8 protein-coding genes are annotated in these 10,279 nt (G+C 69.0%); 2 read left to right on the top strand and 6 right to left on the bottom strand.

All coding sequences use genetic code 11. The annotated features are described in order from the left end of the window. Positions 1-297 precede the first annotated feature (297 nt). Genes AB0D12_RS35005 through AB0D12_RS35015 form a run of 3 tightly spaced genes read right to left on the bottom strand, consistent with a single transcriptional unit; the run spans position 298 to position 3,729 of the window. Complete coding sequence (locus tag AB0D12_RS35005) at positions 298-1,044, bottom strand: succinate dehydrogenase/fumarate reductase iron-sulfur subunit (protein WP_362692202.1); 747 nt, start codon at positions 1,042-1,044, stop codon at positions 298-300. Next, on the bottom strand, positions 1,041-3,023 hold the full coding sequence (locus AB0D12_RS35010; RefSeq protein WP_362692205.1) for a fumarate reductase/succinate dehydrogenase flavoprotein subunit: 1,983 nt from the start codon (positions 3,021-3,023) through the stop codon (positions 1,041-1,043). The genes AB0D12_RS35005 and AB0D12_RS35010 overlap by 4 nt, the downstream gene beginning before the upstream one ends. 1 nt (position 3,024) lies before the next feature. Continuing rightward, a complete protein-coding gene (locus AB0D12_RS35015; RefSeq protein ID WP_362692208.1) occupies positions 3,025-3,729 on the bottom strand; it encodes a succinate dehydrogenase in 705 nt (234 codons plus the stop codon). Positions 3,730-3,814: 85 nt separating this feature from the next. Here AB0D12_RS35015 and AB0D12_RS35020 point away from each other — a divergent pair, with 85 nt between their 5' ends. Beyond that, complete coding sequence (locus AB0D12_RS35020) at positions 3,815-4,705, top strand: LysR substrate-binding domain-containing protein (RefSeq protein WP_362692211.1); 891 nt, start codon at positions 3,815-3,817, stop codon at positions 4,703-4,705. Between the two features lie 104 nt (positions 4,706-4,809). Here the strand turns inward: AB0D12_RS35020 and AB0D12_RS35025 are convergent, their stop codons facing one another. The 3 genes from AB0D12_RS35025 to AB0D12_RS35035 form a co-directional block, all read right to left on the bottom strand. After that, on the bottom strand, positions 4,810-6,975 hold the full coding sequence (locus AB0D12_RS35025) for an EAL domain-containing protein (protein WP_362692230.1): 2,166 nt from the start codon (positions 6,973-6,975) through the stop codon (positions 4,810-4,812). Further along, positions 6,975-7,787, bottom strand: coding sequence for an SAM-dependent methyltransferase (locus AB0D12_RS35030; RefSeq protein ID WP_362692214.1), 813 nt, complete (start codon positions 7,785-7,787; stop codon positions 6,975-6,977). Before AB0D12_RS35030 ends, AB0D12_RS35025 begins: the two co-directional genes overlap by 1 nt. A 207-nt stretch (positions 7,788-7,994) precedes the next feature. Next, positions 7,995-8,981: an SCO0930 family lipoprotein gene (locus tag AB0D12_RS35035; RefSeq protein WP_362692216.1), complete on the bottom strand. Its 987-nt coding sequence runs from the start codon at positions 8,979-8,981 to the stop codon at positions 7,995-7,997. A gap of 646 nt (positions 8,982-9,627) precedes the next feature. Here AB0D12_RS35035 and AB0D12_RS35040 point away from each other — a divergent pair. Next, positions 9,628-10,155: a hypothetical protein gene (locus tag AB0D12_RS35040; RefSeq protein WP_362692219.1), complete on the top strand. Its 528-nt coding sequence runs from the start codon at positions 9,628-9,630 to the stop codon at positions 10,153-10,155. Positions 10,156-10,279: the final 124 nt, after the last annotated feature.

A 10,279-nucleotide genomic window follows, 5' to 3' on the forward strand; every position in this document is an offset into this window, starting at 1 on the left:
TTCGGTAGGGCACGAGCGTGGTCGGCGCCCGTTACCCGGCCATACCTACCGGCTCACCCGAACTCCGGGGAAATCTCCGGGTACCGAGTGGCTGCAATGCGGACATGTCGCAATACACAGTGCAGAGTTGAACGAAGTTGATCTTGCTGTCCACGCGCTCGATCGCTCCCCAGGGCGTAAATCCTGCGGCCGATGTGACAATTACATGAACAATCTGTTGCCCGGGGCGGGGAAGCGTGGGCGCCCTCACACACGAAAGCTGTCCTGAATCTCCTGGCCCCGGCCGCAACATCGGCCTCAGCGACGGACTTTCCGGGTCGCCCGCAGCCACTCCTTGTTCATCGCCGCGATCGACGGCAGCGGGATCCCCTTCGGACAGGCCGTCGCGCATTCACCGGTCAGCGTGCAGCCGCCGAAGCCCTCCTCGTCCATCGTCGCGACCATCTCGAGCACTCGGGTCTCGCGCTCGGGCGCGCCCTGTGGCAGCACATTGAGGTGGTTGATCTTCGCCGATGTGAAGAGCATCGCAGAGCCGTTGGGACAGGCAGCGACGCAGGCGCCGCAGCCGATGCACTCTGCGTGCTCGAAGGCGAAGTCGGCATCCGGTTTCGGAACCGGCGTGGCGTGGGCCTCGGGAGCGGAGCCGGTCGGGGCGCTGATGTAGCCGCCGGCCTGGATGATCCGGTCGAAGGCCGAGCGGTCCACGACCAGGTCCTTCACCACCGGGAAGGCGGAGGCGCGCCATGGCTCGACGTCGATGGTGTCGCCGTCCTTGAAGGACCGCATATGGAGCTGGCAGGTGGTGGTGCGCTCCGGACCGTGGGCGTCGCCGTTGATGACCAGGCTGCAGGCGCCACAGATGCCCTCGCGGCAGTCGTGGTCGAAGGCGACCGGCTCGTCGCCCTCGAGGATGAGCTCCTCGTTGAGGGTGTCAAGCATCTCCAGGAACGACATGTCCGTCGATATGCCGTCGACCTCGTAGGTGACCATGGCGCCGGGAGTGTCGGGGTTCTGCTGGCGCCAGACGCGCAGGGTGAGCTTCATGCGTAGCTCCGCTGAGTGGGGTGGACGTACTCGAAGACGAGGTCTTCCTTGTGCAGGACGGGCGCCTCGCGGGTCCCGCCGCTGTGCTCTCCCGGGGGACGACCGCCGGGCCCCCGGTACTCCCAGGCGGCCGCGTAGCCGAACTCCTCGTCCTTGCGGGCGGCTTCGCCGTCCGGGGTCTGCGACTCCTCGCGGAAGTGGCCGCCGCAGGACTCGGCGCGGTGCAGTGCGTCGAGGCACATCAGCTCGGCGAGCTCCAGATAGTCGACGATGCGGTTGGCCTTCTCCAGTGACTGGTTGAACTCCGCACCGCTGCCCGGCACCTTGATGCGGCGCCAGAACTCCTCCCGGATCTGCGGAATCCGGTCGAGCGCCTTGCGCAGCCCCTCATCGGTCCGGGCCATCCCGCAGAACTCCCACATGAGTTGGCCGAGTTCGCGGTGGAAGGAGTCGGGCGTGCGGTCGCCGTCCACGGTCAGCAGCAGGTTCAGCCGGTCCTCGGTCTCGGCGAGCACCTCTGCCACCGCCGGGTGCGAGGCGTCGACGGTCTCCGGGTGCGGATTGCGGGCGAGGTAGTCGTTGATCGTGGACGGCAGGACGAAGTACCCGTCGGCGAGACCCTGCATCAGCGCGGACGCGCCCAGCCGATTCGCTCCGTGGTCCGAGAAGTTGGCCTCGCCGATGGCGAAGAGCCCCGGGACGGTGGTCTGCAGGTCGTAGTCGACCCACAGGCCGCCCATCGTGTAGTGCACGGCCGGATAGATCCGCATGGGAACCTCGTACGGATTCTCGGCGGTGATCCGCTCGTACATGTCGAAGAGGTTTCCGTACTTCTCAGCGACCTTGTCCCGGCCCATCCGCCGGATGGCGTCGGCGAAGTCCAGGTACACGCCCTGGCCGCCGGGGCCGACGCCGCGGCCCTCGTCGCAGACGTTCTTCGCGGCGCGCGATGCGATGTCGCGCGGGACGAGGTTGCCGAAGGAGGGGTAGATCCGCTCCAGGTAGTAGTCCCGCTCGTCCTCGGGGATCTCGTTCGGCGGCCGCTCGTCGCCGCGCGCCCTGGGGACCCAGATACGGCCGTCGTTGCGCAGCGACTCGCTCATCAGGGTCAGCTTGGACTGGTGGTCGCCGGTGCGCGGGATGCAGGTGGGGTGGATCTGGGTGAAGCAGGGGTTGGCGAAGTAGGCGCCGCGCCGATGGGCCCGCCAGATCGCGGTGGCATTGGAGTTCATGGCGTTCGTCGACAGATAGAAGACATTGCCGTAGCCGCCGGAGGCGAGCACCACCGCGTCCGCGAAGTGGCTGGAGATCTCGCCGGTGATCAGATCGCGTGCGACGATGCCGCGGGCCCGTCCGCCGACGACGATCAGATCGAGCATCTCGGTCCGGGCGTGCATCTCCACGGTGCCGGCGGCGATCTGCCGGGAGAGGGCCTGGTAGGCGCCGAGCAGCAGCTGCTGTCCCGTCTGGCCGCGGGCGTAGAAGGTACGGGAGACCTGGACACCGCCGAAGGACCGGGTGTCGAGGAGGCCGCCGTACTCGCGGGCGAACGGCACACCCTGCGCCACGCACTGGTCGATGATCTCCACGGAGATCTGGGCGAGCCGGTGGACGTTGGACTCGCGGGCGCGGAAGTCGCCGCCCTTGACGGTGTCGTAGAACAGGCGGTGGATCGAGTCGCCGTCGTTGCGGTAGTTCTTGGCGGCGTTGATTCCGCCCTGGGCGGCGATGGAGTGCGCCCGGCGCGGTGAGTCCTGGTAGCAGAACTGGACGACGTGGTAGCCCTGTTCGGCGAGGGTCGCGCCCGCGGCGCCACCGGCGAGGCCGGTGCCGACGACGATGACGGTGTGTTTGCGGCGGTTGGCCGGGTTGACCAGTCTGGCCTCGAAGCGCCGCCGGTCCCAGCGCTCGGCCACGGGTCCTTCGGGGGCCTTGGTGTCGGCGACAGGAGCGCCGGTCGTGTAGTTCAGGTAGTTCATGTCAGCTCACCACTCCGGTCATGACGGCGAGGGGTACGGAGATGAAGCCCGCGGTCAGCACCAGCGCGAGGACGTCTGCGACGATCTTGAGTACGCGGTCGCGGGTGGCGTTGCCCACGCCGAGGGTCTGGGCGGCGCTCCAGAAGCCGTGCCGGATGTGCAGTCCGACGGCGAGCATCGCGACGATGTAGATCACGTTGCCGTACCAGGTGGAGAAGGTCGCGACGACGTTCTCGTAGGGATGGCCCGGCTGGGCGTTCTCGTTGACCGTGAGCGTCGTCAGGTCCAGCAGATGCCAGACGATGAACAGCGCCACGATGATGCCGCCCCAGCGCATGGTGCGGGTGGCGTAGCCGGCCCGGCGCCGCTTGTGTACGTACGGGACGGGTCTGGCCTTCAGATCCCGCTTGCTGAGCTGGTACGCCGATACGCCGTGACCCACGACGGCCGCGAGCAGCACCACGCGGACGATCCAGAGCCCCCAGGAGTAGTGCATGACGGGCTCGCCCATGGTGCGCAGCCAGTGACCGTAGGCGTTGAACTCCCCCGCCCCGAAGAAGACTTTGAGGTTGCCCATCACATGCGCGACCAGATAGCCGAGCATGATCAGGCCGCTGACGGCCATGACCGTCTTCTTGCCGACGGTCGATCCCCAGAACGTGCGCGTGAGGGACGGTTTTCGATCCGTCCGCGTTACCAGAGCCATGTACAGAGACGCTAGGGCGAGAGGACCCAAGAGGTCCAAGACATGATCCGGCTTATTTCCATAGGCATGCCCTATTGTGGATGTCATGCAGTTCCAGCAGCTTCTGTACTTCGTGGCAGTCGCCGAGACGCGCCACTTCACCCGCGCCGCCGAGCGGGTGCATGTCGCTCAGCCGTCCCTCTCCCAGCAGATCCGGGCGCTGGAGAAGGAGCTCGGGGCGGAGCTGTTCAGCCGGGCCCGCGGCAATATCGCCCTGACGGACGCCGGGGAGGCGCTGCTTCCGCTGGCGCGCCGCATCCTCGCCGACACCGACACCGCACGCCATGAGGTCCAGGAGCTCGCGCAGCTGCGCCGCGGCCGGGTCAGGCTGGGCGCGACGCCGAGTCTCTGCACCGGTCTGCTGCCGGATGTGCTGCGGACCTTCCACGATCTGCACCCGGGCATCCAGCTGCTGATCGAGGAGAGCGGTTCGCACGATCTCGTACGGGAGCTGGCCCGCGGGTCGCTCGATCTGGCCCTGATCGTGCTGCCGTTGCCGCCCGCCTCCCCCGCGCTGACCACGGTCGAGCTGCTGCGGGAGGATCTGGTCGTGGTGTCGTCGGCTGCGGCGAAGGCCCCGCACCGGCCGGTGCGGATCGCCGATCTGCACGGCGAGCCGCTGGTGATGTTCCGGCACGGCTACGACCTGCGCGAGCTGACGGTCGCCGCATGCCGCGCGGAGGGTTTCGAGCCGGCCTTCACCGTGGAGGGCGGCGAAATGGACGCCGTGCTCGGTTTCGTACGGGCCGGGCTCGGCGTCGCGGTGGTGCCGAGCATGGTCGCGGAGCGCGCCGGGCGCGATCTGCGGGTCACCCCGCTCGCCCGGCCGGGACTGCGCCGTACGATCGCGCTCGCCCACCGCAGCGATGTCGCCCCGCCGCGGGCCGCGCGCGAGCTGCAGCGGGTGTTGCTGAGCTCGCGCGCGCCGGCCGACTGACCGCCGTCGTCGGGGCACGGCCTTCGGTCGTTGTCCTCAATCGCCGGACTGGCTTGATGGTGCGGCGATTGAGGCGCGGGGGCCGGAGCGGAGCCCCGGGAGAACTACACCGCGTCCGCCAGCGACAGCGCGTGCAGCTTGTCCGGCGGCCCGGGCCTCGCGTAGTACCAGCCCTGTGCGGTGTCGCAGCCGAGCTCGCGCAGCTGCTCCGCCTGGGCGCCGGTCTCCACGCCCTCCACCGTCACGGCCAGCTGCAGACTGTGCGCCAGTGAGACGATCCCCTCGACGATCTTCAGATCGACGGGGTCGGCCGGGTGCCGCTGCATGCCCTGGGTGAAGGAACGGTCCAGTTTGAGCACGCTCACCGGCAGCCGGCGCAGATTGGCGAGGTTCGAGTAGCCGGTGCCGAAGTCGTCGAGCGCGATGTCCACACCCATCTCGGCGAGCTGGCGCAGCGGTTTGAGCAGATCCTCGTCCGCGCCGATCAGCGCGGACTCGGTGACCTCCAGGCACAGGGCGCCCGGTTCGAGGCCGGAGCGCTGGAGCACGTCGACCGTGTCGGCGACCAGTCCGGGGTGGTGGAGCTGCGCGGGCGAGAGGTTGACGTTGATCCGCAGCGGGCCGCCGTCGGAGTGGCGCCTTTGCCAGTAGCGAGCCTGGCGTACGGCCTCCTGGAGCACCCAGCGGCCCAGCGGCACGATCAGTCCGGTGTGCTCGGCGAGCGGAATGAACCGGTCCGGACCGAGTACGCCGTGCTGCGGATGGCACCAGCGCACCAGCGCCTCGGCCCCGTGCACGCTCCCGTCACCCAGGTGGACCAAGGGCTGGTACTCGATGAAGAACTCACCGCGCTCCAGGGCCGCCGGCAGTGCGGTGGTCAGCCCGTGCCGGGTGATGGCGCGGGCGTCCGCCTCCGGGTCGGCGAGCTCGAAACGGTTGCCCCCCGCCGATTTGGCGCGATACATGGTGATGTCGGCGCTGCGCAGCACTTCGGCCGTGGTGCGCTCGCCCGCGGGCCCCTCGACGATGCCGATGCTTCCGCGGACGGTGAACTCCCGGCCGTCGACGCGGATGGGCGAGGCGAGCGCGGCGAGGATACGGCCGGCGAGGTCGTCCACCTCGCGCTGGGTGTCGGGTCCGGTGGTCAGCGCCACGAACTCGTCGCCGCCGAGCCGTGCCACCATCTCACCGGGCGCGGTGGCGCAGCTCTGCAGCCGGTCCGCGACCTCCACCAGCAGCCGGTCGCCCGCAGCGTGACCGAGGCTGTCGTTGATCGCCTTGAAGCCGTCGAGGTCGAGGTAGCAAAGGCCGAAGCGGGCGCCGTCGCCGGCGGAGAGCGCCTTCTCCAGCCGTTCGAAGAAGAGTGTGCGGTTGGGCAGCCCGGTCAGCGCGTCGTGCGTGGCCTCGTAGCGCAGCCGCAGATTGAGCAGCCGGCGCTCGGTGGTGTCCTCCATCAGCGCCAACTGGTACTCCGGCCGGCCGTCGGGGTCCCGCAGCAGAGAGACCGTCAGATTGGTCCACAGGACCGTGCCGTCGTTGCGGAAGAAGGGCTTCTCCACGCGATAGTCGTCGCGCTCGCCGCTCACCAGCTCCCGGTACAACTCCCAGACGTGTGGCCGGTCTTCAGGATGAGCCCAGTCGGTCACCTTCCTGCCACGCACATGGTGCTCGAGCCCGCCGAACATCCGCAGCAGGGTCTCGTTGACCTCGAGCACATTGCCGTCGAGGTCGGCGATCCCGATGCCGATCGCAGCGCCCTCGAACACCGCACGGAAGCGGGCCTCGGTGGCGTGCAGCGCCTGCACCGCGTCGCTGCGGGCCAGCAGCGAGGAGCGCGCGATGGCCTCCTGCTCGGCCAGTGTGCGCTCGCGCAGTCCGTGGGCGAAGCCGGCGGCCACCGCGTGCTGCAGCCGGGCGCAGCGGGCCCGGCTCTCCTCGGCGGGCTGCTCGGGGTCACCGGCGCCGCAGTACAGGACCAGATACGCGTCGACGACGCCGAGCGTGCGGCTGAGTGCTTCGGGGTCCGTGCAGTGGGCCTCGACCAGGGCCGCTCCGACCCGCTGCGCGGCCTGTGGGTCGAAGGGCCGTGCGTGCAGCGACTCCCTCAACCGCCGGGCCAGCGGCAGCAGATGCTTCTCGAGCTCGGGCCGGTTCATCGACGTGGCCGTCACCGGGAAGATGGCCCGGCTCCAGATCGTCGCGAACCGCCGGAGTCTGTCCTCCAGGCCGTCCGGGTCCACCGCGGAATCCGTCACCTCCGTCGGCGCCATCACGCCTTGCGCCCTACCCCGGCGAAGCCCGAGAAGGCGTATGGGTCCTCCTGCTCGGCGGGCGCGTCGGGCCTCCAGTGGGGCATGGACACCAGACCGGGCTCGGCCATCTCGTACCCCTCGAAGAACCGCGCGATCTCCTCGCGCGAGCGCATGACCAGCGGGTTGCGTATGTTCCGGTAGACGCCGACCGCGCCGCCCGCCTGCTCCTCGGGCAGCGGTATTCCTTCGTACGAGGCGTGGGTGATGACGATGAGGCTGCCGGGCGCCAGTGCGTCACGGAGCTGGGCCACGGCGCTCTGCGGATCGTCCCCGTCCTCGAGGAAGTGCAGTACGGCGACGAGGAGCAGCGCCACCGGCCGCTCCAGGTCGAGCAGTCCGCCGACCTCGGGGCTGTCGAATATCTGCTGCGGCTTGCGCAGATCCGCGGAGACGACGACGGCCTGCTCGTCGCCGTCCAGAACGGCCCTGCTGTGCGCGACGGCGACCGGATCGTGGTCGACGTAGACCACGCGGGAGGCGGCGTCGGCCTGCTGCGCCACCTCGTGGACATTGCCGAAGGTCGGAATCCCGGAGCCGATGTCAAGGAACTGCGTGACACCCTCGCTCACCGCGTAATTCACGGCCCGGCGCATGAACGCCCGGTTCGCCTGCATGATCTTGGGGAGGCCTGGCATGAACTCCATCGCCCTGCGGGCGGCTTCCCTGTCGACTTCGAAATTGTGCGAGCCGCCCAGGTAGTAGTCGTAAATGCGAGACACGCTCGGCACCGATATGTCGATGCCCTGCGGGGCCCAGGCGGGACGCTCCATCGATGTCTCCAACAAGTCGCCACGGGGGAGTTCGGCCATGTTCACGGCCGGTGTTCGAGCCGAGGCTACTGATCGCCCGCCAAGAGAGCGAGCCCAAACGGAAATTAGCGGTCCGTTCTTGGTCACACGCCGGTGGCATAGCAACCGGCCCGCCATCACGCGGGGGGCGTGAGACGGGCCGGTCGGGCCGGACGCGCAGCGTGGGGACTACTTGGGCGCTCCGACCAGCTTGGCCTGGGGCGATACGACGTACCAAGTACCGCCCACACCCTGGCCGTTGGTGTCGCCCGGCTTCTTGTCGCCCGCGAAGGTGTAGATCGGCCAGCAGTCGATCGACTGCTGCTTGATGCCGTCAGGACGGTTGAAGGTGACGAAGCCCTTCTTGATGATTCCCTCGGTGTCGTTCTTGTCGACCGGAGCGACAACAGGCCACTTCTTGAGGCACTCGCCGGTGCACGCCGACTTCATCGGCCAGGCCGAGTCCTTCTTGAACCGGTAGACGGTCATGCCGTTCTTGTCGACGATGATCTCGCCGAGCTTGGGGTCCTTGTGGACGGAGAGTCCGGCGAGGTCGGCGGGCTGGCCGCCGGCCTCCTCGCCACCGTCGCCGTAGCCCGATCCGGACCCGGCGCCCTCGCTGCCGCCGAGTGCCTTCTTGCCGTCGGGGGCCGACGCGAACCAGGTGCCGCCGACGCCCTGTCCCTTCGCGTCACCGGGCTTGGCGTCCTTGGCGTAGCGGTACATCGGCCAGCCACCGATGGTGAGTTGCTTGGTGCCGTCGGCCCGGGTGACCTCGCCGATAAGCGAGGCGTCGGTGCCGGGCGCGGCCGAGGCGCCGCCGGCGGACACGGCGGGCCACGCCTTCGCGCACTCGGCTTCGCAATTCGACTTCGGCGGGCTGGCGGTGTCCTTGTCGAAGCGGTAGAGCGTGAAGCCGGCACTGTCGGTGACAACCTTGCCGAGTTCCTTGCTGTCCCAGACCGCGAGTTGGCCGGCCGGCTTGGCCGCCGCCTGCTCCGCGGCGCCGGAGCCGTAGTCCGAGCCGTAGCCGCCGTTCCCGGGCTGGGCCGGCTTGGCCGCGCCGACCGTCTGACCATTGGGGGTCTCGGTGCCCTTGTCCTGACCGCACGCCGTCGTCAGCGCGAGTACGGCCGCCGCAGTCACCGCGAGCGAGGCGTTACGCCAGGTGTTCATGTCCACTCCTGTTGTCCATCGAGCCTGTTGCGACGCCAGGTGCGCCGTGTTCATGGCCCTAGGTACGGACAGGAGGGCTCCGCGTGTTCAACCCGTTTGAAAAAATCTTCGGAGTCGCCAACGCGAATCGTAGAAATCCGGCTTCCATCAGGGGAATTCGCCCCTAGACGGATTGGCTTGATCTCATCCGCACCACTGGCTCCACCAGTCACTTCGTCTGCGCAACGATGCGGCGAGCCGTTCGGCTTCCGGGACCGCACGGCGTCCTTCCAGGCGCACCAGTCCTCGACAGCGTGGCTGTGGGCGCGCCCACAGCCACGCTGTCGAAGAGGACAGCGCGGTAGCGGTCCGGGTCGCAGTATCTGCGTGCACCCTCGGTGCAGCCCTCGGCCTGGAAATGTTCCGGCGACCCGACACCCCGGTCGTACGCACTCTTGCCGCCCGCGGCCCCCTCGCATCCACCGCCGGAACCAACGCCGCGACGCCCCTGGCTGTCCGCCGCATGGGGGACATCGATGCCCCATTCGCGCGACAGCGATCGCGGGCGATCAGGGCCACTCCTAGCGTTTCGGTCATCGAGGTGCATTCCCCGACCCTTGTGGAAACCAGTTCCGCAGCTGCTCCTCGGAGACCCGGAGGATTGACCATGCGCGCGATTCGTGTCGCATCCGCCGCTCTGCTGGGAGTGGCCTCACTCGCACTGACCGCCCCCACCGCGGCGGCGACCGACAGCCGGCTGACGCAGCCCTTCTTCACCGTGAGCCCCTCTACCGTCCCGCCGGGCGGCCGGGTCACCCTGTCCGCCAGCGGATGCAACAACACGGCCACTGCCACGTCCGGGGTCTTCGACCCCGTCACCGTCAACCCGGGCACGTCCACCTCGACCACGGTCGACTCGGACGCCAATCCGGGCACCGTGTACACGGTGCGCTTCACCTGCGGATCGCAGGTGGGAACGTTCGCTCTCGCCATCGCCGGCGGCGCCTCGAATCCGACCATCAGCTCCACCACGACCGTCGGGCCCGGAGCCGTCGGAGCCGTCAGAGGCGGTCTCGGCGGCAGCATCGGCGGACTGAACGCCGGGGAGCTGGCCGGAGGCACCGCACTGATCGTCGCCGCGGCCACCGCAACCATCTATTTCGTACGGCGGCGCACGTTGAACCGTCAGCACTGACCCAACCGCCTTTACCGGCTTCCCATACCCCGTATACGCCCGTCGCCCCGAGTCCTGGCCAGGACTCGGGGCGACGGGCGTGGGGGCCGACCGGGCGGGTGGGCCCGGCCGACCGTTGCGCCGG

The organism is Streptomyces sp. NPDC048479 (assembly GCF_040651435.1).
Taxonomy (GTDB): Bacteria; Actinomycetota; Actinomycetes; order Streptomycetales; family Streptomycetaceae; genus Streptomyces.

Coding starts and splice junctions, on each gene's coding strand:
- AB0D12_RS35005 (WP_362692202.1), bottom strand. CDS start 1,044: ATGAAGCTCACCCTGCGCGTCTGGCGCCAGCAGAACCCCGACACTCCC.
- AB0D12_RS35010 (WP_362692205.1), bottom strand. CDS start 3,023: ATGAACTACCTGAACTACACGACCGGCGCTCCTGTCGCCGACACCAAG.
- AB0D12_RS35015 (WP_362692208.1), bottom strand. CDS start 3,729: ATGGCTCTGGTAACGCGGACGGATCGAAAACCGTCCCTCACGCGCACG.
- AB0D12_RS35020 (WP_362692211.1), top strand. CDS start 3,815: ATGCAGTTCCAGCAGCTTCTGTACTTCGTGGCAGTCGCCGAGACGCGC.
- AB0D12_RS35025 (WP_362692230.1), bottom strand. CDS start 6,975: ATGGCGCCGACGGAGGTGACGGATTCCGCGGTGGACCCGGACGGCCTG.
- AB0D12_RS35030 (WP_362692214.1), bottom strand. CDS start 7,787: ATGGAGCGTCCCGCCTGGGCCCCGCAGGGCATCGACATATCGGTGCCG.
- AB0D12_RS35035 (WP_362692216.1), bottom strand. CDS start 8,981: ATGAACACCTGGCGTAACGCCTCGCTCGCGGTGACTGCGGCGGCCGTA.
- AB0D12_RS35040 (WP_362692219.1), top strand. CDS start 9,628: ATGCGCGCGATTCGTGTCGCATCCGCCGCTCTGCTGGGAGTGGCCTCA.